Source organism: Streptomyces sp. NPDC003247 (assembly GCF_042888135.1).
Taxonomy (GTDB): Bacteria; Actinomycetota; Actinomycetes; order Streptomycetales; family Streptomycetaceae; genus Streptomyces.
Window position 1 is genome coordinate 167,263 of the sequence record NZ_JBIAPF010000012.1, and the last position, 25,336, is coordinate 192,598.

General features: G+C 73.8%; 22 protein-coding genes, 1 tRNA gene and 1 pseudogene. 15 read left to right on the forward strand and 9 right to left on the reverse strand.

Annotation, left to right across the window (positions count from 1 at the left end):
- Positions 1–178: 178 nt before the first annotated feature.
- The 3 genes from ACFYWQ_RS33830 to fxsT all read right to left on the reverse strand — a co-directional run bounded on the left by ACFYWQ_RS33830 (position 179) and on the right by fxsT (position 5,573).
- Positions 179–1,411, reverse strand: a complete 1,233-nt coding sequence (locus ACFYWQ_RS33830) for a cytochrome P450 (RefSeq protein ID WP_389521864.1) — start codon at positions 1,409–1,411, stop codon at positions 179–181.
- An 81-nt stretch (positions 1,412–1,492) separates the two neighbouring features.
- Positions 1,493–2,410: a RimK family alpha-L-glutamate ligase gene (locus ACFYWQ_RS33835; RefSeq protein WP_389521866.1), complete on the reverse strand. Its 918-nt coding sequence runs from the start codon at positions 2,408–2,410 to the stop codon at positions 1,493–1,495.
- A gap of 259 nt (positions 2,411–2,669) precedes the next feature.
- On the reverse strand, positions 2,670–5,573 hold the full coding sequence (fxsT, locus tag ACFYWQ_RS33840) for an FxSxx-COOH system tetratricopeptide repeat protein (protein ID WP_389521868.1): 2,904 nt from the start codon (positions 5,571–5,573) through the stop codon (positions 2,670–2,672).
- Between the two features lie 308 nt (positions 5,574–5,881).
- Between fxsT and ACFYWQ_RS33845 the strand changes: the two genes are divergently transcribed.
- From ACFYWQ_RS33845 to ACFYWQ_RS33905, 13 genes and pseudogenes are all read left to right on the forward strand, one after another.
- Positions 5,882–6,304 carry a hypothetical protein gene (locus ACFYWQ_RS33845; RefSeq protein ID WP_389521869.1) on the forward strand — a complete coding sequence of 141 codons (423 nt, stop codon included), beginning with the start codon at positions 5,882–5,884 and terminating at the stop codon, positions 6,302–6,304.
- Between the two features lie 557 nt (positions 6,305–6,861).
- A pseudogene (locus ACFYWQ_RS33850) lies at positions 6,862–8,853 on the forward strand (sensor histidine kinase); the annotation flags it as partial.
- A gap of 1,364 nt (positions 8,854–10,217) precedes the next feature.
- The gene (locus tag ACFYWQ_RS33855) at positions 10,218–10,652 is read left to right on the forward strand and encodes a roadblock/LC7 domain-containing protein (protein ID WP_385068802.1); all 435 of its coding nucleotides are present in this window, start codon (positions 10,218–10,220) and stop codon (positions 10,650–10,652) included.
- 2 nt (positions 10,653–10,654) lie between these two features.
- Positions 10,655–11,026, forward strand: a complete 372-nt coding sequence (locus tag ACFYWQ_RS33860; RefSeq protein ID WP_365458594.1) for a DUF742 domain-containing protein — start codon at positions 10,655–10,657, stop codon at positions 11,024–11,026.
- Between the two features lie 178 nt (positions 11,027–11,204).
- Positions 11,205–11,768, forward strand: coding sequence for an ATP/GTP-binding protein (locus tag ACFYWQ_RS33865; protein ID WP_389522033.1), 564 nt, complete (start codon positions 11,205–11,207; stop codon positions 11,766–11,768).
- A gap of 61 nt (positions 11,769–11,829) precedes the next feature.
- On the forward strand, positions 11,830–12,396 hold the full coding sequence (locus ACFYWQ_RS33870) for a GAF domain-containing protein (RefSeq protein ID WP_389521870.1): 567 nt from the start codon (positions 11,830–11,832) through the stop codon (positions 12,394–12,396).
- Between the two features lie 214 nt (positions 12,397–12,610).
- A complete protein-coding gene (gene tdh / locus ACFYWQ_RS33875) occupies positions 12,611–13,639 on the forward strand; it encodes an L-threonine 3-dehydrogenase (protein ID WP_389521872.1) in 1,029 nt (342 codons plus the stop codon).
- A gap of 18 nt (positions 13,640–13,657) precedes the next feature.
- Complete coding sequence (locus ACFYWQ_RS33880; RefSeq protein ID WP_389521874.1) at positions 13,658–14,851, forward strand: glycine C-acetyltransferase; 1,194 nt, start codon at positions 13,658–13,660, stop codon at positions 14,849–14,851.
- Positions 14,852–14,882: 31 nt separating this feature from the next.
- Positions 14,883–15,794, forward strand: coding sequence for a LysR family transcriptional regulator (locus ACFYWQ_RS33885; RefSeq protein ID WP_389521876.1), 912 nt, complete (start codon positions 14,883–14,885; stop codon positions 15,792–15,794).
- 45 nt (positions 15,795–15,839) lie between these two features.
- Positions 15,840–16,418 (forward strand): helix-turn-helix domain-containing protein, encoded by a 579-nt coding sequence (locus tag ACFYWQ_RS33890; RefSeq protein ID WP_389521878.1) that lies wholly within the window; start codon positions 15,840–15,842, stop codon positions 16,416–16,418.
- Positions 16,419–16,450: 32 nt separating this feature from the next.
- A complete protein-coding gene (locus ACFYWQ_RS33895) occupies positions 16,451–16,966 on the forward strand; it encodes a GNAT family N-acetyltransferase (protein ID WP_389522034.1) in 516 nt (171 codons plus the stop codon).
- 30 nt (positions 16,967–16,996) lie between these two features.
- On the forward strand, positions 16,997–17,356 hold the full coding sequence (locus ACFYWQ_RS33900; protein WP_389521879.1) for an MmcQ/YjbR family DNA-binding protein: 360 nt from the start codon (positions 16,997–16,999) through the stop codon (positions 17,354–17,356).
- A gap of 106 nt (positions 17,357–17,462) precedes the next feature.
- Positions 17,463–17,539 (forward strand) — tRNA-Pro (locus tag ACFYWQ_RS33905).
- Positions 17,540–17,697: 158 nt separating this feature from the next.
- On the opposite strand, the gene ACFYWQ_RS33910 is transcribed toward ACFYWQ_RS33905, so the two are convergent.
- The 4 genes from ACFYWQ_RS33910 to ACFYWQ_RS33925 are packed head-to-tail and all read right to left on the reverse strand — an operon-like array spanning position 17,698 to position 21,267.
- The gene (locus ACFYWQ_RS33910) at positions 17,698–18,090 is read right to left on the reverse strand and encodes a (2Fe-2S) ferredoxin domain-containing protein (protein ID WP_389522036.1); all 393 of its coding nucleotides are present in this window, start codon (positions 18,088–18,090) and stop codon (positions 17,698–17,700) included.
- Between the two features lie 47 nt (positions 18,091–18,137).
- Positions 18,138–18,668 (reverse strand): NUDIX hydrolase family protein, encoded by a 531-nt coding sequence (locus tag ACFYWQ_RS33915; RefSeq protein WP_385068863.1) that lies wholly within the window; start codon positions 18,666–18,668, stop codon positions 18,138–18,140.
- Positions 18,669–18,692: 24 nt separating this feature from the next.
- On the reverse strand, positions 18,693–19,829 hold the full coding sequence (locus tag ACFYWQ_RS33920; RefSeq protein ID WP_389521881.1) for an amidohydrolase family protein: 1,137 nt from the start codon (positions 19,827–19,829) through the stop codon (positions 18,693–18,695).
- 34 nt (positions 19,830–19,863) lie between these two features.
- The gene (locus ACFYWQ_RS33925; protein ID WP_389521882.1) at positions 19,864–21,267 is read right to left on the reverse strand and encodes a glutamine synthetase; all 1,404 of its coding nucleotides are present in this window, start codon (positions 21,265–21,267) and stop codon (positions 19,864–19,866) included.
- A gap of 349 nt (positions 21,268–21,616) precedes the next feature.
- Between ACFYWQ_RS33925 and ACFYWQ_RS33930 the strand changes: the two genes are divergently transcribed.
- A complete protein-coding gene (locus ACFYWQ_RS33930) occupies positions 21,617–22,486 on the forward strand; it encodes a Cof-type HAD-IIB family hydrolase (RefSeq protein WP_389521883.1) in 870 nt (289 codons plus the stop codon).
- A gap of 109 nt (positions 22,487–22,595) precedes the next feature.
- Positions 22,596–23,837, forward strand: coding sequence for an amidohydrolase (locus ACFYWQ_RS33935; RefSeq protein WP_389521885.1), 1,242 nt, complete (start codon positions 22,596–22,598; stop codon positions 23,835–23,837).
- A gap of 264 nt (positions 23,838–24,101) precedes the next feature.
- On the opposite strand, the gene ACFYWQ_RS33940 is transcribed toward ACFYWQ_RS33935, so the two are convergent.
- Both ACFYWQ_RS33940 and ACFYWQ_RS33945 read right to left on the reverse strand, forming a co-directional pair.
- Positions 24,102–24,443, reverse strand: a complete 342-nt coding sequence (locus tag ACFYWQ_RS33940; protein WP_389521887.1) for a DUF3140 domain-containing protein — start codon at positions 24,441–24,443, stop codon at positions 24,102–24,104.
- Positions 24,444–24,502: 59 nt separating this feature from the next.
- The gene (locus ACFYWQ_RS33945; protein WP_389521889.1) at positions 24,503–24,985 is read right to left on the reverse strand and encodes a Dps family protein; all 483 of its coding nucleotides are present in this window, start codon (positions 24,983–24,985) and stop codon (positions 24,503–24,505) included.
- Positions 24,986–25,336: the final 351 nt, after the last annotated feature.

A 25,336-nucleotide genomic window follows, 5' to 3' on the forward strand; every position in this document is an offset into this window, starting at 1 on the left:
GCTGCCGCGAGGACGCCCGCCGACGCGAGGGCGCCCGCTGCCGCGAGGGCGCCCGCTGCCGCGAGGACGCCCGCTGCCGGGAGGACGCCCGCCGCCGCGAGGACGCCTGCCGGCGCCGAGCGGCCCCGGGTGCGGCGGCCTCACACAGGTGCCGGTGACGGGGGAGGGTGACGGACGGTCAGACGGAGCCGTCGGTGTCCCAGGTGGTCAGGAGGTGTTCGAGTCCGCCCGTCACGGTCGCCTCGGCCAGGACGTGTTCCTGGCCCGGAGACGCCGGGCCGAGTCCCGGGAAGCGGGTCAGTGCGGCGAGGTAGACGCTCAGTTCGAGCCGGGCGAGCGCGGCGCCCAGGCAGTAGAAGGTGCCGTGTCCGAAGGCGATGTGCGGGTTGGGGTGCCGGCGTATGTCGAAGCGCTCGGCCTCGGGGAAGACGCGTTCGTCCCGGTTGGCGGACTGGAAGGACAGGACGATCAGGTCGCCCGCCGTGACCGTGGCGTGCGGCAGGGGGATGTCGGAGCGCGCGTAGCGGGGTATCCAGCTGCCGCCCGGGACCGCGAGGCGGAAGATCTCCTCCACCGCCCCCGGTATCAGCGCCGGGTCTCCCGTGAGGGCCCGGAACTGCTCGGGGTGGTCGAGGAGGTAGGCGGTGCCGTGGACGATGCGGGTGGAGATGGTGTCGTAGCCGGCGAGGAACACGTCCAGGACGGCGTCCGCCCACTCCTCGCGGGCGAGCCGGTGGGCTCCGGGCCGGGCGAGCGCCATGTCCCTGACGAGGGTGTCGTCCGCCGTGGAGTCGCCGGCCTCGGCCCGGACGTCGTCGAGCACCCGGTCGATCCGCTGCCGGAGGGCGCCGCGACGGGCGGCCGCCTCCCGGGCCCTGCCGCGTGCGCGCGCCGTGTCCGACCACGCGACCAGAGCGGGGCGGAGGGCGTGCGGAAGTCCCAGGAGGTCGCAGATGACCGTCGCGGCGAAGGGCTGCGCCAGACCCGTACGGACGTCCATCGGCGGTCCTTCGGCGAGCCGGTCCGTCACGATGCGCCCCAGCACCTCTTCCACGTGCGGCCTGAGCTGCTCGACGTGCCGGCTGCTGAAGTGCCGTGACAGCGTGTGCCGCCAGCGGGAGTGGACCGCGAACTCGTCCGCGTGACCGCTCTGCGGTTCCATGAGCGCGGCGTCCCACAGGCGGGGCGCCCGCGAGGGGTCCGCGTGGGACTTGCCCACGCGCGGGTCACCGCACATGGTCCTCACACCGTCGTGGCTGGTCACCAGCCACGCGCTGTCCCCGGTGGAGGTGGGCAGGCGGTCGATGCCCGGCCCCTGGCGCAGGACCGGGAACTGTGGGGGCTCTCCCAGGTTCGCCGGACAGCGATAGGGGAGAGCGGCCTCGTCGTGCGACTCGTCGGCCGTGACCACCGCTGCCCTCCCCGTTGTGGCGCGATCTCTCAGCGCGATCCTTCAGCGCGGTCTCTCAGCGCCGTCTCTCAGCGCCGTCTCTCAGCGTGATTCCGCTACTTGACGGTCTTTCAGTTCTCCGGCGCGTACGGCGGTGTCGACGATGGCGCGGGTGACGGTGGGCAGGGAGTCCGGCTGCACCGCGAGGAAGAGGTTGGGCTCGACGAGTTCCAGCTCCATCACGGTGGGCCGGCCGTTCTCGTCGTCCACCATGTCGACGCGTGCGTAGAACAGGTGCTGTCCGTCCGGTACCACCGACAGGGCGCTCTGGGCGACCTCGACCTCGTGCTGCGTGGGGTTCCACGGCTCCAGGCCCGGGTGGGCGACCTTGCGCTGGTCGAACGGGACGTTCGGCGCCAGTACGGCGTTCTTCCGGATGGCGTGCAGCAGGGCGCCGTCGAAGAAGACCAGGGCGCGTTCGCCGCTCGAGTCGATCGCCGTCATGTAGGGCTGGACCATCGCGGTGAAGCCCTCGCCGTGCATGCGGCGGATCTGCTGGAGGGCCGTGTCGCGGTCGGCCGGCTGGTACCGGGCCGCGTAGCGCGCGCCCGCTCCGACCGCGGGTTTCACCACGAACTCGTGCGAGGCCGGGAGGGTGGGCTCCGTGCCCGGGGCGACGTAGTGGGTCCTCACCACCGGGACGTTCGCCTCCGCGAGGCGGGAGAGGTAGTACTTGTCCGCGCTCCAGCGCACCACGGACGGCGGGTTGAGGAGCGTGCTCAGGGAACTGACCCGCTCCACCCATTCCATGAATTCCGCCGACCGCCAGGTGTAGTCCCAGGTGGACCGGATCACCACGAGGTCGAATTCCTCCCAGGCGGCTTCCGGGTCGTCCCAGTTGACGGAAACGGCCTTGGCGCCTTCCTCGTTCAGGGCCGCCAGAAGCAGCGGCATGTCGTGATCGACGTTGATCTCCGGGCGCGGCCTGGTGGTCGCCAACGCGATCTTGACATCCGGCATGACTCATTCCTTACTCGGGACGACATGACGGGAGGCACGCTACTCGCGAGCATGGAAGTGCACTGAACCTTCCCGAACCGGAATCCGCTCTGTGCTATCCGTGACGCCGGATGCCGCGGTTTCCGGTGCTCACCCATTTCACTCTCACGGAATGATCGGAAGTTGACGCCCCGACAATCGTAGATGTCCTGCGTGTCGTCTGGCTATCGGCATGACCATTATTGGCGAAATCCAGCTGCTTTTCGGCGCTGTGGCATGGTCATTTTTTCCGCCCTGGTGTACGACGTTCGCTGATCTTTTCCAGGAGATCCACCGCGTTTCTCGTCTCCGGATGGTCGTCGCCGAGTACACGCCGATAGCGCCGTACGGTCTCCTCCTGGAGATCCGCCGCGCGGTCGAGCAGGTTCAGGTGCAGCAGGATCTCGCACAGGGCGTGCCCGGCGCGCAGACTCTGCGGGTGGTCGGCGCCCAGGATCTGCCGGGAGCGGACGAGCGTCGTCTCCTGGAGGGCCAGGGCCGGTTGCAGACGCCCCAGTTTGCGCAGGATGGTCGCGTAGGAGACGGCCGCACGGAGCGTGTAGGGGTGCTCCTCGCCGAAGGTGCGCCGGCAGCGTTCCAGCGTGTCCTCGTCCAGCGCCCGCGCCTCGGCGTACTCGCCGAGGGCGATGAGGTCGGCCGCGAGGTGGTTCGCCGACCGCAGGGTGTCGGGATGGTCGTCGCCCAGGACCCGCCGGTAGCGGGCCAGCGTGTCCTCGTGGAGCCGTCTGGCCTCGTCGTGGTGGCCCAGCGTGCCGAGGTCGACCGCCAGGTGGTTGGCGGAGTGCAGGGAGTGCGGATGGTCCTCGCCGAGCACCTGGCGGTACGACTCGAGCGTCGCCGCCTGAAGGGCCCTGGCCTCCTCGTACCGTCCGAGGAGCCTGAGGTTGATCGCCGAGCCGTGGGCCAGCCGGAGGGAGTCGGTGTGCTTCCGGCCGAGGACGCGCCGGTACCGCGGCAGCGTGTCGTCGTACAGGACCCGGGCCTCTTCGTAGCGGCCCTGTTCGCGCAGGGCGCGGGCGAGGCACCGGGTCACCCACAGGACGTGCACGTCGTCGGGGCCCAGGTCGCGCAGCCAGGCCTCGCGCAGGGGGCGCGCGAGCCGGTCCCCGGCGTCCGCGTCGCCCCGCTCGATCAGGTACCACGACGTGTCGCAGGAGAGCGTGCGCAGGTGCGGGTCGGTCGGGGTGGTCGGCTCCACGGCGAGGAGGTGGGGCACGATGCGGGCCCATTCCGGCCAGGTCGCCGGGTCCTCGGGGTCGCCCGGGCGGTTGGCGACCAGCAGGGCGCGCGCGTGGCGGCGGACGCGCTCCCGTGAGCTGGCGGGCAGCAGATCGCGGATCACCCCCTGGACGAGCCGGTGGAGCCGGACGCCGTCCCGGTTGCTCTTCGCCAGGCCGAAGCGGACGGCCGTGCCGATGGCGCGGCGCAGGAGCATCTCGTCGCCCGCGACCTCGGCGAGGGGCGCCAGGGCCTCGTCGTCGCCGGTGGTGATGTCGTCCACGGCCATGAGCCAGCGCACCGGAATGGACTCGGGGGCGAGCAGGGCGCACACCCGCACGGTGGTCAGCCCGATGGGGTCGGCCCGGGTGAGCTGGTCGAGGCTGAGCCCGATCACCGCGGCCAGGGACCGCGGGTAGTCCCCGGCCTCGCCCTCGCTCAGCAGGGCGGCGGGGTGGGTGTGCAGCAGCTGGACGTAGTCGCCGACCTCGGTGGCCGTCTCGGCCAGGAAACCGCCGGCCTGGCACAGGGCGAGGGGGAGGTAGTCCAGTTCCTCGGCCAGCGACTCCGCCTCGCCGTGGCTGAGTTCGGGGCAATGGGCCTGGAGCAGGGCGACGGATTCGGACTCCCCCATGACGTCCACCGGCACCGTCGCGGCGACGCGTTCCCAGCCGCCGGCCCGTGACGTGATCAGTACGTGCCCCGGTCCGCCGGGCAGCCACTCGGAGACGGCCGCCCGCTCCTCGGCGTTGTCGAAGATGATCAGCCAGCGGTCCCGGCCGCGCAGCTGCGACTTCACGACGGCGGCCGCCGTCGCCGTGTCGGTGCCCTGCTCGACGAGGCCCAGCTCGACGGCGAGCGCGGCGATCTGCTCGCCGACGAGCGAGGGGTCCTCGGCCGCGACCCACCAGACGAGGTCGTACGCGTCGGAGTGCCGGTGCGCGTACTCGACGGCGATCTGGGTCTTACCGACCCCGCCCGGTCCCCGTAACGTCTGGACCATGGAGGGACCGCCCTGCCCGAACCGCTGCCGGAGCGCGCGCAGGATGTTGTCCCTGCCGGTGAACTCGGGATTGCGCGGCTCCAGGTTCCAGATCGCGGGCAGCGCGCCCGCCACCCGGCCCCGGGACGCGGTCCGGTCGGGCCGCCGCTCCGTGACGTCGGTCCCCACGAGGACCAGGGGCTCGGAGCCGCCCGCCGGCTCCGGCCGCGCGGCGCCCGGCGACGGCGACGGGGGCGGGGGCGGCGCGGAGCGCAGAGCGGCGAGGAGCTGCTGGGCGCCGAGCGTCTCGGTGTGGTCGGCGCCCAGCTCCTTCACGCACTCGCCGGCCAGCAGCTCCGCCGCCGTCTCCGCGTCGCCGTACCGGCCCTGCGCGATCAGGATCTCGACGATGCCGCGCTGCGCGCGGACGAGGATCTGCACGTCGGAGGCGGGCGGGACCCGCTGCAACTCGACCACGGTGGCGTAGACCGCCTCCGCCTCCGCCCAGTGCCCCTGGCGTTGCAGTGCCGCGCCCACGGCCGTCAGCGCCCTGGCGGCCTGTTCGAGGGCCTGGCCCTGCTGCCGCAGGCGTGTGCGCAGTTGTGACGTCTGTTCTTCCAGTTCGCCGATCCGCTTCCTGGTGTGGACCACGAGTTGCGGAGGGTGCGCCTCACGTCCCTCCGTCGGCTCGGTGACCTTGTATTGCACCGCCAGCCGATTCCAGGTGTTCTCCCACGCCTGCATCTCGCCCGGCTGGATTCCGCACAACTCGACGAAGGTCAGCAGAAAGGCCTTGCTGGGAAACCTGCGTCCGCGCAGAACCTCGCCGAGTGTGGTGCGGGGCAGTGCCCGTCCCCTTCCCAGGGTGGCGGCGGATTTCTCGAGATCCCGGTACGAAGGGCTGTCGGCCCTGGCGCGGAGCATGCGCAGAAAACGCGCGAGATCTTCCGTGCTGGTGGCCGGAGAGGGATCGATTCGACCCTCTGCCTCGTCATTCATTGGCTCCCCCGACTTCGGGGACGCTGTCCGGCAGCGTCCCGAAACGTCCACCAGGATAGGTGTCCCAAGCCAGGACGGGACAGTGATTGTCCCAACCTGGTGATGCGTCGTCCCACTGCGAGTCGTTTCGGAGCCGGGTTTCATCTGGCTTTGGCGTGACAGATGGTGGGACACCCCGTGGCCTGCTCCTATGAAGCGAGGGAACTCCGATCGGCGTGCAAGGAGGGGAATCGGTGAGCAGGACCTCCAGGCTCTGGTCCCGGATCGAAATGCTGCTGCACCTGGTGCGGTCCGCACTCGTGGGCGAGGACGCGTCACCGTCCCGGACGGCTTATGGAAATCAGGTGGTGGTCCTCGGCGCCCTCGCGGGTACGGGGGCCGGTCTGGCGATGACCTGGCTGGGGGCCTCGGCGGTGGACGCGGGGAGTTTCGGCCTCGCCACCGGCGCGGCGATCGTGAAGGTGCTGTCCGGTCCGCGCCGGGGCGGCGGCACGCCCGAAGGGGCGCCGGACGGAGCCGGCGCGGGTGAGCCGGCGGTGGATCCGTCCGGCGCGCCCGGGGGCGACGACCTTCCGTGCGGACGCACGGCCGACGCGCCGCACGGCTCCGACGGCGGCCGGCCGCGCGGCGAACTCGACCCGTGCGACGAGGGGTGACGCTCCCGGGAGGTGGTGACGCTCCCGGGAGGTGGTGACCCTTCCGGGAGGTGGTGACCCTTCCGGGAGGTGGTGACCCTTCCGGGAGGCCGGTCCCACGGCACATCACCCCGAGCCAAGGCTGATACGCAGCGTGATGTTCCGGGTGGGTCGCAGAGGGGCCGGACGGCTCGCAACCACCCTGAAGGGACGGGCGCGTGACGGCATGACGGGGGCGGGCGCGACGCGGAGGGCCCGGGGGACGAGGAACTCCCCGGGCCCTCCCGTTCCGTTCAAGACCGGCCGCGACCAGGTCTGATCGTCTTTTTTCGACTCCGGTACCGAAGGAGTCGGCGTGTTATCGGTCCTGCGTACGAGACCTCATACCAGAGCGGGACCCTGCCCGGGTGACTTTGTCAACTGCCCACCGCACATGATGCCTTGGCGACTACTGTGAGTGTCCGTCGGACGACGTGCGGCCGAATCTCCGGCTCTCTCGACCGACACCGCGATGGCGCATGCCCGAGTCGCGCACCCCGCGCGCACCACCACGCCCGACGGACAGTACGAGGACCCCGATGTCTCACCTCCGCGCACCGGCCGCACGCGCAGACCGCCGTGAGGGCGGACGGCACGGACGACCGGTCGCCCGCACCGCTCCCGCACCGGCCGAGACACACATACGGCCTCAGCTCCTCCGGCTCGCCGTGCTCCCCCCGACCGCCGTCGCCCTCAGCGCCTGCGCGGCCGTGCTGTTCGCCGTGCGCTCCACCGGCACCCGGCCCGGCCCGACCCTGTGGGCCGTGCTGACCGGCGCCCTCGGGGTGACCACCGCCGGCATCCTGATCGCCGCCGTGGCCGCCGACCGCGCCGCCCGCTCCGTCGCCGACCGCATCGACGCCCTGCGCCAGGACAGCGCACGGGACACGGCCGACCTGCGCGCCCTGCTCGACGCGCTGCGGCGTGGCGAGGTCCCGCCCCGGCGCACCACGCGCGGCCGCCCGCCCGCCGACGCCGACGAGCTGGAACTGCTCGCGGCCGACCTGTCCCGCGCCCACGAGGCGGCCGTCGACGCCGTCGTCCGGGCGGCCCAGCTCTCCAGCCAGGCCGGCAGCGAACAGAAACTCGAGGTCTTCGTCAACCTCGCGCGGCGCCTTCAGTCGCTCGTGCACCGCGAGATCTCGATCCTCGACGAGTTGGAGAACGAGATCGAGGACCCCGACCTCCTCAAGGGCCTCTTCCACGTCGACCACCTCGCCACCCGCATCCGCCGCCACGCCGAGAACCTCGCCGTGCTCGGCGGGGCGGTCTCCCGGCGGCAATGGAGCAACCCGGTCTGCATGACCGAGGTGCTGCGCTCCGCCATCGCCGAGGTCGAGCAGTACTCGCGGGTCAAGCTGGTGCCGCCGATCGACGGCGAGCTGCGGGGCCACGCCGTCGCCGACGTCATCCACCTGCTCGCCGAACTCGTCGAGAACGCCACCGTGTTCTCCGCCCCGCACACCCAGGTGCTGTTGCGCGCCAACCTCGTCACCTCCGGTCTCGCCGTCGAGGTGGAGGACCGCGGGCTCGGCATGCACGTCGAGGAACAGGACCGGATGAACGCCCTGCTCGCCGACCCCGACCAGGTCAACGTCGGCCGCCTGCTGGCCGACGGCCGCATCGGCCTCTACGTCGTCTCCCAGCTCGCCCGCCGGCACGGCATCCGGGTCCGCCTCCAGACCAACATCTACGGCGGCGTCCAGGCCGTACTCGTCGTACCGCAGGCCGTGCTGGGCTCGGCGCCGGCGCCGGCGCCGGACGCACCCGTGCCGCAGACGGAGGAACGCGGCAGGGGAGGGGCGGCGGAGGCGGACGGTGCCCGGGCGCGGGGTGCCCGGGCGATCCAGGCCGCGGCTCCGGCCCCGCCCGGGGGGCGGGTCCCGCCCTCGGCCCCGGTCCGGCCCGAGCGCCCGGGGCGGCACGCGGCCCAGGCACCGGTTCCGGGCCTGGCTTCGGCCGGCTCTCGAAGCCGAACTCCGGCCCAGGCGCAGGCCCCTGCGCAGGCTCCCGCACCCGTACCGGCACCGGTTCCGGCCTGCGATCCGGCTGTACCCGCTCCGGCTCCGGCCGCCGCACCGGTTCCGGCTCCGGCTGCCGCACCGGTTCCGGCTCCGGCTGCCGCACCGGTTCCGGCTCCGGCTGCCGCACCGGTTCCGGCTTCGGCTTCCGTACCCGCTCCGGCTCAAGCCTTGTCCTCGGTTCAAGCCTCAGTCCCGATGCAAGCCCACACTCAGGGGCAGGTTCCGGTTCGAGCTCCGGCCCCGACGCAAGCCCAGGCGCAGGCGCAGGACCCAGCTCTAGCCCCGGCCCGGGCGCAGACCCCAGCTCAAGCCCAAGCCCCGGTCGGGACACGAACTGCTGACCAGCCGCAGATCGGAGCCGGAACCTGGAGCGCGACCGCATCACGGCAGAGCGGCCGGGCCCAGGTCGAGCCGCAGCACCGCCCCCAGGCCGGGCCCCAGGCCAAGCTCCAGGTCGGGCCTCAAGTCGGGCTCCAGACCGGGCCCCAGGCCGGGCTCCAGGTCGGGCCCCAAGTCGAGCTCCAGACCGGGCCCCAGGCCGAGCCGCAGCACCGACCCCAGGTCGGGCCCCAAGTCGAGCTGCAAGCCGGGACCCAAGTCGAGCTCCAGACCGGGCCCCAGGCCGGGCCCCAAGTCGAGCTCCAGGCTGGGACCCAAGTCGAGCTCCAGGCTGGGCCCCAGGCCTGGCCCCAAGTCGAGCCCCAGGCCGGACCGGAGAGCTCCCCCCGTGCGGTCGGCGCCCTCGGCTCCCAGGGCGTCGGTCGACCCCAGCCCTGGCTCCCGTCCCGGCCCGACCCCCTCGGTCGGCCCGAGTCCCAGCTTCAACCCCAGCCCGAGTCCCAGCCTCAACTCCAGGGCCAGCCTCAACTCCAGGGCCGGCCTCGGCCCGACGCCCTCGACGGCCCTCAGGTCCCGGCCCCTCAGCCCCGTCGTACTCCCGACACAGATGCCCCGCACACAGCGGCCACCCACCCGGCCGACCCGGTCTACCTGGCCGCCCCGGCCCCGGCCCCGGCCCCAGCCGTGTCCGCGGCCCCGGTCACGACCGGCAGCCGCCATCGGACCGAAGTCGTGTCGGCACCGGACACGTCGGCCGCGGGTACGGCTCCGTCCTCGGCGGGGCCGCACCAGGTGTCCGGCCGGGCGTGGTCGCCGTTGACGCCGCCCGTGACGTCCGCGGAACCCGAGGCCGACCCCGCGACCCGCGCCCCCGACGGGGTGCCGGGCCCGGACGGCCGGACCCGGCACGACGGACGACGGGCGGACGGGCGCGGTCCGGCCCCCCTGCCCGTCCGCGGCGCGCGCGGGGAGCGGCCCAACCCGGCGGAGGCCGTGCCCGGCATCCGGTCCGGCGACCGGCCCGTCGTGGAGGGGCACGCGGGCCAGGCGCCGCTCCCGCGCGCGGGCGGCGCGGTCCGGGGCACGATGGGCAAGCCCCGACTGCCCCGCCGCCGCGCCCAGGAGCACATCGTGCCCCAGTTGCGCGGCGGCCCGGCGCCCCGTCAGGACACCGACCGGCCCGTCGGCCACGATCCCGGCCTGATGGCGGCCTTCCAGCGCGGCATCGGCCTCGCCGAGGCCCAGCAGAGCCTGGAGGCGGAGGTCCCGGGAGCGGCCGCCGCCGGACCGGCGGAGCCCCTCGCGCCCCCGCCGCCCCTGGCCGAAGGCCACACCGCGTCCGCACCCGCCCCCGGCGAGGCGCACCGCGCCGACGGTCACGACCACCACCCCACCACCCGGCACGACGGGAGCACACCGGCCGGATGAGCACCCCCCTGACCACCCCCACCCTGACCCCGATCCCCACCCCCACCTTGACCCCGACCCCCACCGCTCCCGCGGACCTTCGTACCCCTAGGAGTCGATCCACCATGGCGAGCGACGCGCCGACCGGCCATGTCTCCGATCTCGACTGGCTGATGAGCGGCCTCGTGCAGCGCGTACCGCACACGACCAGTGCGGTCCTCCTCTCCTGCGACGGCCTCGTGAAGTCCGTCCACGGCCTCGACCCCGACAGCGCCGACCACATGGCCGCCCTCGCCTCCGGCCTCTACTCCCTCGGGCGCAGCGCGGGCGTACGGTTCGGCGACGGCGGGGACGTACGCCAGGTCGTCGTCGAACTCGACTCGACGCTGCTGTTCGTCACCACGGCCGGCTCCGGCACCTGTCTCGCCGTGCTCGCGGGCCGCGAGGCCGACGCCGCCGTCCTCGGGTACGAGATGGCGATGCTGGTCAAGAGCGTCCGCCCCTACCTGGTGACGGCGCCCCGGCAGCACGCCGTCGAACCGTCGGTGATGGGGCCTTGAGCGTGGCGGCGGCCGGCGACGGGCCCTGGCTCGACGACGCGGCCGGACGGCTGGTGCGCCCGTTCACGGTCAGCAACGGGCGCACCAGACCCACCGTCGCCCTCGACCTCATGTCGCAGGTGAGAGCCACCGGGGTGACCCCCCTGGGCTACCTCGGCCCCGAGCACGCGCAGGCCCTGGAACTGTGCCGCGCACCCGTCCCGGTCGCCGAGGTCGCCGCCCACCTGAAGCTGCCGGCCGCGGTCACCAAGGTGCTGCTGTCGGACCTCGTCGACTGCGGGGCGCTGACCACCAAGCCCCCCGAGTTCCACCACCACCCCACCGACCGGGCCCTACTGGAGGCAGTGCTCGATGGACTACGACGACAGCTCTGAGCGCGACGAGCACGACGAGCACCATGCGCCTGATGCACAAGGTGCGCACGCCGCACACGCCGCGCACGCCGCACACGCCGCGCACGCCGCACACGCCGCGCACGCCGCACACGCCGCACACGCCCCACACGCCCCACATGCCGCGCGTGACGACGGCCCCGAGCCCTTCCCCACCGCGCTGAAGATCCTCGTGGCGGGCGGGTTCGGGGTCGGCAAGACGACGTTCGTCGGCGCGGTCAGCGAGATCGCGCCGCTCAGCACCGAGGAACTGCTCACCACCGTCAGCGCCGCGACCGACAACCTCGACGGCATCGAGAACAAGGTCGAGACGACCGTCGCGATGGACTTCGGCCGCATCACCCTCGACCCCCACCACGTGCTGTACCTGTTCGGCACCCCCGGACAGGAACGCTTCTGGTTCATGTGGGACGAACTGTCCGAGGGAGCCCTCGGCGCGGTGATCCTCGCCGACACCCGCCGGCTCCAGGAGTGCTTCGCGGCCGTCGACTTCTTCGAGGAACGCGGCCTCGGGTTCATCGTCGCCGTCAACGAGTTCGACGGCGCCCACCGCTACGCCTGCGAGGAGGTGCGCGCCGCCCTCGACCTGCACCCGCGGATCCCCGTCGTGCGCTGCGACGCCCGGATCTCCGCGTCCGGCGTCCAGACGCTGCTCACCCTCGTCAGGCACCTCATCGCGCACGCACCGGCGGCACCCCAGCCGAGCCGCGGCGCCCACAGGTGATCCCCGCAACCGACGCACCGGAGCCCCCCATGTCCCACGCCCACAGCGACGGAGCCCGGCCATGAGCTACGACCCGCCGCGCCCGGCCGGTCGACTGCTGCTCACTCCCGAGGACGAGGAAGCTCCCGCCCGCACCCGACGGCTGCGCCGACTCGGCCTCGGGGAGCGGCCGGAGCCCGCCCTCGACGCCTTCGCGGACCGTCTCGCCGAACTGGCCGGCGCACCGTACGCCATGGTCAACTTCATCGGCGAGGAACGGCAGTTCTTCGCCGGACTGCACACCCCGGACGGCGGCGCGGCCGCCCGCGGCGGCAAGCCCGCGCTGGGCCGCCGGCTGCCCCGCGAGTACGGGTACTGCCCGCACGTCGTCGTGCGGCGCAAGGCGCTGGTCCTGGAGGACGTCCGCGACTACCCGCGCTTCGCGGGCAACCCGGCCGTCGACGAGTACGGCATCCGCTCCTATCTCGGAGCCCCGCTCATCGACACGACCGGCATGGTGCTCGGCACGGTGTGCGTCGCCGACCTCGCGCCCCGGCCCTGGGGGAAGGCCGGCCTGGAGACCATCAAGGCGACCGCCGCCGACCTCGTCGTACGGCTCGACCGGCCGTCGGCGGACGGGCTGCCGTAGCCCGTCGCCGACCGGTGTGAAGGCCGGTGTGAATGCCGGTGCGTAGGCCGGTGTGAAGGCCGGTGTGAAGGAAAGCTGCGGCGCCGCTTAAGAAATCCTCGATGGACCGGGGCGGGCGGAGTACGGCAGATTGCTCCCCGAATCCACCCCTCTCCCCGGATGCGGGCCCCTTCGGCGTGCCCGCGGCCGGGACGTCACCACAGGAGCCGTAGCGTTGAAGGCGCTGGTCAAGGAGAAGGCTGAGCCCGGGCTGTGGCTCGTGGACGTCCCCGAGCCCGCCGTAGGACCCGGCGACGTACTGATCAAGGTCCTGCGGACCGGTGTCTGCGGCACCGACCTGCACATCCGGGCCTGGGACGGCTGGGCGCGGCAGGCGGTCCGCGCCCCGCTCGTGGTCGGGCACGAGTTCGTCGGCGAGGTCGTCGGGACCGGGCGCGACGTCACGGAGATCAGGGTCGGCGACCGGGTCAGCGGCGAGGGCCACCTGGTGTGCGGGAAGTGCCGCAACTGCCTCGCCGGCCGCCGCCACCTGTGCCGGGCCACCGTGGGCCTCGGCGTCGGCCGCGACGGCGCCTTCGCCGAGTACGTCGCCCTGCCCGCCTCCAACGTGTGGGTGCACCGCGTCCCGGTGGACCTCGACGTGGCGGCGATCTTCGACCCGTTCGGCAACGCGGTGCACACCGCCCTGTCCTTCCCGCTGGTCGGCGAGGACGTCCTGATCACCGGCGCCGGCCCGATCGGTCTGATGGCCGCCGCGGTGGCCCGGCACGCCGGAGCCCGCAACGTGGTGATCACCGATGTCAGCGAGGAGCGGCTGGAGCTGGCCCGCAAGATCGGGGTGAGCCTCGCGCTGAACGTCTCCGGCGCGACGATCGCCGACGGGCAGCGGGAGCTGGGCCTGCGCGAGGGCTTCGACATCGGCCTGGAGATGTCCGGCCGCCCCGAGGCCATGCGCGACATGATCGCCAACATGACGCACGGCGGCCGGATCGCCGTCCTCGGCCTGCCGTCCGAGGAGTTCCCCGTCGACTGGGCCCGGATCGTCACCTCGATGATCACCGTCAAGGGCGTCTACGGCCGGGAGATGTTCGAGACCTGGTACGCCATGTCGGTGCTGCTCGAAGGCGGCCTCGACCTCGCTCCCGTGATCACCGGCCGCTACGGCCACCGCGACTTCGAGGCGGCGTTCGCCGACGCGGCGAGCGGCCGCGGCGGCAAGGTCATCCTCGACTGGACCCTCTGAGACCTCCTAGGACTGATGATGTTCGACTCCGTGCGCGACGACCTGCGCGCCACCCTCGACGAGATCCGCGCCGCCGGACTGCACAAGCCCGAGCGCGTCATCGGCACCCCGCAGTCCCGGACCGTCGCCGTCACCGCGGGCGGCCGCCCCGGCGAGGTCCTCAACTTCTGCGCCAACAACTACCTCGGCCTCGCCGACCACCCCGAGGTGATCGCCGCCGCCCACGCGGCCCTGGACCGCTGGGGCTACGGCATGGCGTCCGTGCGCTTCATCTGCGGCACGCAGGAGGTGCACAAGGAACTGGAGGCGCGGCTGTCCGCGTTCCTCGGCCAGGAGGACACGATCCTGTACTCCTCCTGCTTCGACGCCAACGGCGGTGTCTTCGAGACGCTGCTCGGCCCCGAGGACGCGGTGATCTCCGACGCCCTCAACCACGCCTCCGTCATCGACGGCATCCGCCTGTCCAAGGCCCGCCGGCTCCGCTACGCCAACCGCGACCTGGCCGACCTGGAGACACGGCTGAAGGAGGCCTCCGACGCGCGGCGCCGCCTGATCGTCACCGACGGTGTCTTCTCCATGGACGGCTATGTGGCGCCCCTGCGCGAGATCTGCGACCTCGCCGACCGGCACGACGCCATGGTCATGGTCGACGACTCCCACGCCGTCGGCTTCGTCGGCCCCGGCGGCCGCGGCACCCCCGAGCTGCACGGCGTGACGGACCGCGTCGACATCGTCACCGGCACCCTCGGCAAGGCCCTGGGCGGCGCCTCCGGCGGCTACGTCGCCGCCCGGGCCGAGATCGTCGCCCTGCTGCGCCAGCGCTCCCGGCCGTACCTCTTCTCCAACACCCTCGCCCCGGTGATCGCCGCGGCCTCCCTCAAGGTCCTCGACCTGCTGGAGGCCGCCGACGACCTGCGCGTCCGCCTCGCCGAGAACACGGCCCTGTTCCGCCGCCGGATGACGGACGAGGGCTTCGACGTCCTCCCCGGCGACCACGCCATCGCGCCCGTGATGACCGGCGACGCGGCGACGGCGGGTCGCATGGCCGACCTGCTGCTGGAGCGCGGGGTGTACGTGACCGGCTTCTCCTACCCGGTCGTCCCGCAGGGGCAGGCCCGCATCCGCGTCCAGCTGTCCGCCGCGCACTCCACGGACGACGTCCACCGCGCGGTCGACGCGTTCGTGGCGGCCCGGGCGGAGCTGGAGGCCTGAGCACTCCGGACGGACTGGGAGAATCGCTCCGATGATCGAAGCGCGGCGCCTGCACATCCTCCGTGCGGTGGCCGACCACCGCACGGTGACGGCGGCTGCCGCCGCGCTGTACCTCACCCCGTCCGCCGTCTCCCAGCAGCTCACCGCCCTCGAACAGGAGACCGGTCACCGCCTGGTCGAACGCGGCGCCAAGGGCGTACGGCTCACCCCGGCCGGCGAGATCCTGCTCGCGCACACCCACGCGGTCCTCGCCCAGCTGGAGCGGGCGGAGGCGGAGCTCGCCGCCTACGGCTCCGGCGCCGCCGGGACGGTCACCGTCGCGGCGTTCGCGACCGGCATCGCCCTGGTCGTCGCACCCGCGGTGGCCCGGCTCGCCCATACCGCCCCGGGCATACGGATCCGCGTCCAGGACGCCGAGGGCGACGCCAGTCTGCCGATGGTCCTCGACCGGCAGGTCGACGTCGCCGTCGCGGTCGAGTACCGCGGGGCCCCGGCCGCCGACGACCCGCGCCTCACCCATGTCCCGCTGTACGCCGAGCCCTTCGACGCGGTCGTCCCGGTCACCCACCGGCTGGCCGACGAGCCCCGGGTGCCGCTCGCCGAGCTGGCGAAGGACCCCTGGATCGGCCCGTACCCCGGCAACCCGTGCCACGACGTGGTGGTGCTCGCCTGCGAGCACGCCGGGTTCCAGCCCCGCCTGGAGCATTCCTCCGACGACTTCCGCGCGGTCGTCGCGCTGGCCTCGGCCGACGCGGGGGTGGCACTCGTCCCGCGCTCGGCGCTGCGCGGCATGGAGCTGACGGGCGTGGTGGTCCGCCCGGTCTACGGGGCCGCCCCGACCCGCCGGGTCTTCGCGGCGGTGCGGCGCGGCGCGGAGGGCCACCCGCTCATCCGGCAGGTGCTGGACGCGCTCGCGGAGGTCACCCCGGCCGCCACGAACTGACCCGGCCCCCCAGGGGATTCCCGTATCTGGGATACAGTCCCGGATATGAAACAGTCACTCGAGGTCGCGGAGGCGGTCGACGCCCGTCTCGCCGCCCGCCTCGCCCAGTTGCGCGCCGAACGCGGCTGGTCGCTGGGGGAGCTGGCCGAGCGCAGCGGCGTGAGCCGGTCCACCCTGTCCCGTGCCGAGCGCGCGGAGATCAGCCCCACCGCCTCCCTGCTGAACCGCCTGTGCCACGTCTACGGGCGGACCATGTCCCGGCTCCTCAGCGAGGTCGAGGCGGAGCCCGCGACGCTGCTGCGGGCCGCCGAGCAGCCGGTGTGGGAGGACCGCGACTCCGGTTTCGTCCGCCGCTCCGTCTCGCCGCCGCACCCGGGACTGCGCGGCGAACTGGTCGAGGGCCGGCTCGCCCCGGGCGCCGACATCGCCTACGACCGGCCGCCCGTCCCCGGCCTGGAACAGCACGTCTGGGTCCTGGCGGGCGCCCTCGACGTGACCGCGCAGGACGTCGTGCACCGCCTCGGCGACGGCGACTGCCTGCGGCTGCGGGTGTGGGGCCCGACGCGCTTCCGGTGCGCAGGCGACGCGGAGGCGCGCTACGTGCTGGCGGTGGTGCTGCCGTGACGACGATCCGGCCGGACGGCACCCGCCCCGACATCGCCCCGCTCGACACCGTCCGGCTCCAGCACCGCCTCGACGCCCTGACCGACCTGCTGATCGACACGGTGGACGGCGGCGCCTCGATCGGCTTCCTCGCCCCCCTCGGCCATGCCGAGGCCGCTGCCTGGTGGCAGGGGAGGGCCGTCGGGGTGGAGGCCGGCCGGCTCGCGGTGTGGGCGGCCCACGACGGCGGCCGCGTCGTCGGCACGGTGAGCCTGGACTTCCCGGACAAGCCCAACAGTCGCCACCGCGCCGAACTCGTCAAGCTCATGGTCCACCGCGACGCCCGCGGCCGGGGCCTCGGCCGCGCCCTCCTCGCCACCGCCGAGCGGGCCGCCCGCGCCGCCGGGATCACCCTGCTCCACCTGGACACCGAGACCGACAGCCCCGCCGAGCACCTCTACCGCACCGCCGGCTGGACCAGGGCCGGGGTGATCCCCGACTACGCGGCCGACCCCGCCGGGGCCCTGCGACCGACCACCCTGTACTACAAGCACCTCGCCACCGGCTGAGTGTCAGTGGCAGCGGCTACGGTGCGAGACATGCCGGACGCCGAAGACGTACGCCGTATCGCCCTGTCCCTGCCGGACACGACGGAGAAGACCGCCTGGAGCATGTCCACCTTCCGGGTCGCCGGGAAGATGTTCGCCACGCTGCCCGAGGACGAGACCTCCCTCGCCGTGCGCTGCCCCAAGGAGGAGCGGGACGAACTGGCCCTCGCCGAACCCGGGAAGTTCTGGATCGCCGCCCACGAGGCGCAGTTCGCCTGGGTCCGGGTCCGGCTGGCCGCCCTGGAGGACGAGGACGAACTGCGGGACATCCTGGCCGACTCCTGGCGCCAGGCCGCCTCACCGCGCCTGCTGGAGGCCCATCCGGGACTGGGCGTGCCGGCGGACGGGTGAGCCGGTCCGGGGCGGGCCGCCGTAAAGGGGTGCACGACCACCGATCCGAGTGCGGTATGGTTTTCCTGCACGTTCGGCCGGGGGAAACCCCAGGTCAGACGGGCAACGGGACGTGGCGCAGCTTGGTAGCGCACTTGACTGGGGGTCAAGGGGTCGCAGGTTCAAATCCTGTCGTCCCGACCAGCTTCATCGCAGGTCGGAAGGCCGTTTTCCCATCACCTGGGAGAACGGCCTTTGTTGTGTTCGTGTTGTTCGGGTTGGTCGGGTTGCGTTCGGTCTGTCGTCGGGGCTGGGCGCGGGGTGTTCTCGGGGCACACCCGCGGCATGTTCCGCGGGCCGCCTCACCGGCGGCCGCGCGTCCGCTTCTCCCGGGGCGGGCTGATGAACTGGAGCTCCAGCGTGACCGGCGGCTCGGTGACGCCGGGTCCGCCCGCGGCCGCCCAGTCCAGGATCTCCTCCGTGCAGTCGTCGTCCATCGCGAAGCCGACCCAGGCGGCCCGGCCGCCGGCCCGGCGACCGGCGGCGGAGGGCTGCACGACGATGACGTTGGCCTGGTCGCACGGCCCGAGGCAGTCCGTCGTACGGACCTGGAAGGCGCCGTCCGACGCGGCGGCCGCCGCGCGCAGCCGGTCCAGCTGCCAGACGTGGTCGTAGCCGGGGTGCTTGCGGCCGTCACCGCAGCAGCAGCCCCGGCACACGACGAGCGTGCAGGGGCGGCGCGCGGCGGCACCGATCGCCACCGCGCGCCGGCCCGGCAGGGCGGAGTCCGTTCCCACGCCGGTCAGGAGGCCGACAGGCCGACGTGGGCCAGCGCCTGCCGCAGCAGGAAGCCGTGCCCGCCCGGCATCTCGCTCTGCACCGCGGGGGAGGCCGCCTCCTGCGGGTCGAACCACACCAGGTCCAGGGCGTCCTGCCGGGGGCGGCAGTCACCGGTCACCGGCACGATGTAGGCGAGCGACACCGCGTGCTGGCGCGGGTCGTGGTACGGGGTGATGCCCTGCGTCGGGAAGTACTCGGCGACGGTGAAGGGCTGGAGCGAGGCCGGGACGCGGGGCAGGGCCACCGGGCCGAGGTCCTTCTCCAGGTGCCGCAACAGGGCGTCACGGACCCGCTCGTGGTGCAGTACCCGGCCGGAGACCAGGGTCCGGCTGACATTGCCGTCCGGTCCGATCCGCAACAGCAGGCCGATGCTCGTCACTTCACCGCTGTCGTCGACGCGCACGGGCACGGCCTCGACGTACAGGATCGGCATGCGGGCGCGCGCCAGCTCGAGCTCGTCGGCGCTCAGCCATCCGGGTGTGGTCTCGGTCATGTCAGACATTGCTTGATCATACTTTCAGTGTGCGTCGGGGAGCCGGTACACCCGGCGGGCGTTGTCCGCTCCGGCCCACCGGGCCAGCCGCAGCGCGTCGGCCAGGTCCAGTTCGTCCGCGTCCACCCGGTCCTGGAGCAGGTCGCCCAGCCCCCGGCGGAACGCCAGCGCGCCGAGCCCGTAGAACTCGGCGACACCGTAGGCGTCGGAGCTGTACAGCAGTTTGCGGAACGGTGTGATCTCCAGCGCCTCCTCCAGGACCGCCCGGGCCCGGGCCGGGCCGACGTGGTGCAGGGTGAGCCCCACGTCCAGGTACACCTGCTCGTACACGGCGGCCAGGTAGGCGGCCTGCCGCTGGTAGGGCCAGCAGTGCAGGAGCAGCACCGGGATCGTGCCCGCGGTCAGGCGCAGCCACTCCGTGAGATGGCTGGGATCCACGTCGTGCAGGCGGATGTCGCGGTCGCCGAAGCCCGTGTGCAGCTGGAGCGGCAGGCCCAGGTCGACGGCGGTCCACAGCAGGTGGCGGACGAGGACGGGCTCGTCCAGCCGGCCGCCGCGCGCCAGCCAGCGCCGGGCCGCCCGCGTCACCTCCGCGTCCGAGGGGCGGGCCGGGTCCAGCACGAAACCGGTGCGGTAGGCGGCCACCGACTTCACCGCGACCACCCCCGGGCGGCGCACCGCGTCCAGCGCGGCCGCCCGGAACGCGTCGGCGTAGCCGCCCGCCCCGACGCCCCGCGCGGCCACCTCCTCGGCGACCGGCTCCAGCCGTACGACCTCGTGGGCGATCGCGTCCGCCGCCCCGGCGAGTTCGGCGGGGGTGGTGAGCCGGTGCGCGTCGAACCCGGTGTCCACGCAGAGCACGCCGGTACGGGCGGCCCGCAGGAAGCGCCGGTTGACCTCCGCCGGGCCCAGTTCGGCCCGCCGGGCCAGGTACGCGTCGGCGGGGGCGTGCCGCTCCAGGCCGAGGACGGGCGCGCAGTGGCGCCGTACCGCCACACCGGCCGGGGTGTCGAACGGCGAGACGCCCGGCCAGCGGTCGCCCTCGGTGAGCAGCGTCTCGAAACCCGCCCGGTCCAGGGGGCCGGTGACCACGCCGTGGCAGTGGTGGTCCACCAGCTCCAGCTCGTCGAGCGCCTCGTGGACCGGCCCGCGGGCGCCCATGTCAGTACCTCCGGCGGTAGGCCGGGCGCCCATGTCAGTACCTCCAGCGGTAGGCGGCGGCCACCCGCTCGTCGTCCAGCCCCTCCACCGCCGCGATCTCCCCGCGCCGTACGGCGGTCACGGCGTCGGCGAGGACCGGGCCCAGCGCGGCCCGCAGCACGTCGTCCGCACGGAACTCCGCCACCGCCTCCTCCAGCGAGACCGGCAGCCGGCGCACACCGCGGGCCGCGGCCCGGCCGGCGTCGAGCCCCACCGGGTCGCCGGAGGTCTCCTCGGGCAGGGTGGCGCCCGAGGCGAGTCCGTCGAGGCCCGCGGCGATCAGACAGCCGAGGGCGAGATAGGGGTTGGCGGCCAGGTCCACGGGCTTGACCTCCAGGTTCGCCTGTTCCGCGCGCCGGCCCGCGGTGCCCCGCACCAGCCGCAGCGCCGCCTCCCGGGTCTCCAGGCCCCAGGCGGTGAACACCCCCGCCCACTGGGACGGCCTGAGCCGCAGATAGCTGGCCAGGCTCGGCGCGGTCACCGCCGTCAGGGCCGGCAGGCGGTTCAGCACACCGGCCGTGAAGGCCTCCGCGTCGGCCGTCATGCCGTGGCGGCGGTCGCCGCCGGCGTGCAGGTTCACGCCGTCGCGCCAGGCGGAGAGGTGGACGTGGCCGCCGTTGCCGACCCCGCGCGCCTCGACGGCGGGGGAGAAGGAGACCCGCAGGCCGTGCCGCCGGGCCACCGCGCGGATCGTCTGGCGCACGAGCACGCTGCGGTCGGCCGCCGCCACCGGGTCGAGGGCGCCGACGGAGATCTCGAACTGGCCGGGCGCGTACTCGGGATGGACCTGTTCGACGTCCACGCCCTGCGCCGCGCACGCCGCCAGCAGGTCCGCGGCGCAGTCGCTCACCTCCACCTGCCGGATCGCGCCGTACGCCGGTCCCGTGGCCGCCGGGACGAACGCGCCGGCGGGCGCGGAGTCCAGGCCGACCACCCACTCGATCTCGATGCCCGCCCGGAAGGACAGGCCGTGCGCGCGGGCCGCGTCGGCGACGATCCGGCGCAGGAACGTGCGGGAGCAGCCCGGATGCCGGTCGCCGTCCTGGGTGATCCGGTCGACCGGTGCCCAGGCCCAGCCGGGCTGCCCGGCCAGCACCACCAGCCGGTCGAGGTCCGGGAAGAGGCGCAGGTCGCCGTCCGGGGAGCCCAGCACGCCGGTGGTGACGACGCTGTCGTCCGACAGGAAGGTGTCGAAGACGGGGGACATGCCGACGCCCCAGGCCGTCGCCGACGGCAGACCGGCGACCGGGACCGTCTTGACCCGGCCGACACCCGCGGTGTCGACGTAGGACAGGACGACCCCGTGCACGCCGCGCCCCGACAACTCCCCGCTCAGGGCTCTGGCCCGTTCCACGTCACCGGGGCGTCCGCCGGGCAACGGGTCGGCAAGGGTGGTCATACGGCCTCCACGGTCATGGCCCGCACGGGCGGTCGCCGGTCAGGGTCGCACGGCCGGCGCGCCGGACCGCGGCACCACGGCGGCGGAGTCCGGCCCCCGGCCCGTCACCGTGAGCAGGACACCGGCGCGTCGTGCGCCGCCGCGGTGTCCGGCCGCGCCGGCCCGTTCGCCGCGTGTCCGCCCCGCTCACGTCACCGTTCCTTCCCGCGGTGTGCGGTCCGTACGCCACGGTGCCGCCGGGTGATCGACGCCGTCCCGGGAACCGGTGCGGCGGAGACCGCTCCCGCGGGGCACACGGGGTCCCCCGGTAGGGTGACATTCCGGTCGCCCCCCGTACAGGAAGCAGGACATGCCCTACTCTCACGCCCCCCAACTGTCCGTCTCCGAGCCGTCGGCCGCCGCCGCCGACATCCGTCTGATCGTGACCGACATGGACGGAACCCTCCTCGACGACGACAAGCGGGTGCCGCGGGGGCTGTGGGAGGTGCTGGCCCGGCTGCGTGAGCGCGGCGTGCTGTTCGTCCCGGCGAGCGGACGGCAGTACGCGACGCTGGCGCGGGAGTTCGCCGAGGTCGCCGACGGGATGGTCTTCATCGCGGAGAACGGCACCTACGTCGTCCGGGACGGCGCGGAGGTGAGTTCCGACCCGATGGCGCCGGGCGTGGTCACGGACGTCGTGGCGGCCGTACGGCGCCTCGCGGCCGACGGCGTCGACGTCGGGGCGGTCGTGTGCGGGAAGCGGTCGGCCTACGTCGAGCGGGCCGACGAGGCCTTCCTGGCCGAGGTGGCGCGCTACTACGTCCGGCACGAGGTCGTCGAGGACGTCACCGCCGTCGACGACGACGTCATCAAGGTCGCGCTGTTCGACTTCGGGCCGGCCGAGCGGACCACCGCACCCGCCCTCGCGCGCTTCGCCGGCACCCACCAGGTCGTGGTCTCCGGCGAGCACTGGGTCGACGTCATGAACCGCACCGCCGACAAGGGCGCGGCCCTGCGCCGCCTCCAGCGCGACCTGGGCGTCACGCCCGCGCAGACCGTGGTGTTCGGCGACTACCTCAACGACCTGGGGATGCTGGACGCCGCCGACTGGTCCTTCGCCATGGCCAACGCCCACCCCGAGGTCCTCCGCCGGGCCCGCCACCTGGCCCCCTCCAACAACGACAACGGTGTCCTCAAGACGGTCGTACGCTTGCTCGACCTGCCGGTGAGCGGCCTCTGACCGCCCCGGGCCCCGCACCACCCCGGTGCGCGGGACGTCGGTACGCACGACATCGGTACGCAGGACATCGGCACGAAGGACATCGGTATCCCGAAGGGGAGGGAACGGTATGAGTGAGCCGGCCGTCGTCGCGCGTCGGGCCCGCGAGGTGACCTCGGGGCTGAAGGCGGCGGAGCTGGAGGAGTTCTACCGGGACCTGCACCGCCATCCCGAGCTGTCCTTCCAGGAGCACCGCACGGCCGCACGCCTCGCGGCACGGCTGCGCGCGGCCGGGTTCGAGGTGACCGAGGGCGTCGCCCGTACCGGGGTGGTGGGGGTGCTGGCCAACGGGGACGGGCCGGTGGTGTGGCTGCGCGGCGACATGGACGCGCTGCCCGTGCGGGAGGCGACCGGCCTCGCCTACGCCTCCACCGTCGACGGCGTGATGCACGCCTGCGGCCACGACCTGCACGTCACCTGGCTGGCCGGGGCGGCCGAGGCGCTCGCCGGGGCCCGCGAACTCTGGTCCGGCACGCTCGTGGTGGTCGGGCAGCCCGCGGAGGAGGCGGAGGGCGGGGCGGCGGCGATGCGCGCGGACGGGGTGCACCGGCGCTTCCCGCGCCCCGACGTGCTCCTCGGCCAGCACGCCACGCCCGGGCCCGCCGGCTTCTTCCCGCACACCCCGGGGCTGACCCTGTCGGCCTCCGACGACCTGGAGGTCGTCGTCCACGGTGTCGGCGGGCACGGCTCACGCCCGGAGTCCACGGTGGACCCGGTGGTGACGGCCGCGCACATCGTCACCCGGTTGCAGACCGTGGTCTCGCGCGAGGTGTCCGCCGCCGAGTCCGTGGTGCTGACGGTGGGCCGGTTCCACGCCGGGACCAAGCCCAACATCATCCCCGCCGAGGCGCGGCTCTCGCTGAACGTGCGCACCCAGGACACCCGGGTGCGCGAGCGGGTCCTCGGCGCGGTCCGGCGCGTCGTGGAGGGGGAGTGCCGGGCGGCCGGCTGCCCGGTGCCGCCCGAGATCGATCTGATCCCCGGATATCCGGTCACGGTCAACGACGCGGCCCTGGACGAGGAGATCGCCGCCGTCCACCGGGAACTCTTCGGCGCGCACACCGTGTTCGACTTCGGCCGGGCGATGGGCAGCGAGGACTTCTCCCTGCTCGCGCCGGACGGCGTGCCGTACGACTACTGGTACGTCACGACGACGCCGGCCGCGGTGTGGGAGGCGGCGCCGGGCGAGGAACTGGCGGAGAAACTGGCCGCCGTGCCCGGCAACCACAGCCCGTTGTTCGCCCCGGACCTCTCCGTGGTCGTCCCCGGCGTGCAGACGCTGGTCTCGGCCGCGTTGAGCCGTCTGGGGTGACGGGGTGGCGGCGGGGCCGGTTCCGCGGGCGGCGCCGAGGTGGCCGCGGGCGCGGTTCGACGGTCGCGGGCGGCACCGGGGCGGCTGCGGGCACGGTGCCGTGGTCGGCGGGGCGCTGTCCGGCTCGCCGCGTTCGCCGGTCGCGGGCGGGCACCGGGGCGGACGCGGGCGCGGTTCGACGGCCGGCTGTGGGCCGGCGGCCCTCACCCGATTGGCGGCCCGCAGCCGGCCGTCAGGTGAGGGCCGGCGGTCCGTCCGCGGCGTTCACGGCTTGAGCGGGTCGTGGCCGATCGTCATCAGGCGGTGACGCCGGCGGGTGTCGTCCGCCGACTCGGTCTCGGGCTCGCTCTCCGGATCGGTCTGCGCGGTCACCGTGTCCACGACCCGGTGCATCACGCGGAGGTCGTCGTCGGTGAGGTCGGTGCGCCGCTTCTGGAGGATGGCCAGCACGTGCTGCCCGGTCTGGGTGCCCGCCTCGTCGGGCAGGGACTCCGTGTTCTCGCCGGCGTCCCGCACCCGCAGCCAGGCGGCCAGCTCCTGCGAGGTCATGTTCACCACGCGGTGGAACTCCTCCCACAGCGCGTCGAGTTCGAGGGCGTCGGTCATGGTGTGCCCCTTCGTAGGGTGGGGCCCCGTCGTTGCACGGGCGCCCCGGGCCGGGTGGGTCAGTGGTCGCGCGGCCAGTTCTCCGCCTCGAACATCCACCGTTGCTTCTCCAGCTCGGCGGTGATGCCGATGAGCAGGTCCTGGGTGACGGGGTCCGGCTTCTCCGTGGCCTCGATCCGCTCCCGCAGCCGCCCGATGGCGGCCCCCAGGCTCTCCGCGATCACCCGGACGACTTCGTCGTCGCGCAGCCAGCCGTCCTTCGGGGACGGCAGCGTGAACGCCGAGGCGATCGTCTCCGGGCGGCCGTCCGGGGGCAGGCCGAGGGCGGCGGCCCGTTCGGCGACGGTGTCCGCGTGGGAGCGGGCCGCCGAGACGACCTCGTCCAGCTGGAGGTGGATCGAGCGGAAGCGGGGGCCCACGATGTTCCAGTGGGCCTGCTTCCCGATCAGGGAGAGCCCCAGTAGATCGACGAGGGTGCTCTGCAACGCGTCGAAGGTGACCTGACGGGCCGGTTCGGGAAGCGGGCTGTTCACGACAGTCATACCGAGGTTTCTCCTAGTCGCGTCGTTCCGTGCGGGGGAGCGGTGCGACGCGTTTCGCCTTCGCGGGCCCCGCCCCCTCCCCGTACGCCGGGTGTCCGTCCGACGCCCGAAGGCGTGGGCCGGACGGCCGGCGGCGACGGGGCGACGGGCGCGGACGCTCCGGGCGCGGACGTTCCGGGCGTCCGCGCCATCGTGCGGGACCGGTCAGGACGTGCCCACGGGCCACGACGGCCCGGAGTCCTCGCGCCCGCCGACGGCGCTGCGCCACCACTCCATGGGGGCGCGGGTGCCCCGGGCGAATCCCCGCAAACACAGCGTGCGGCGGGGAGGAAGGTGCGGGCGGGCGCCGGG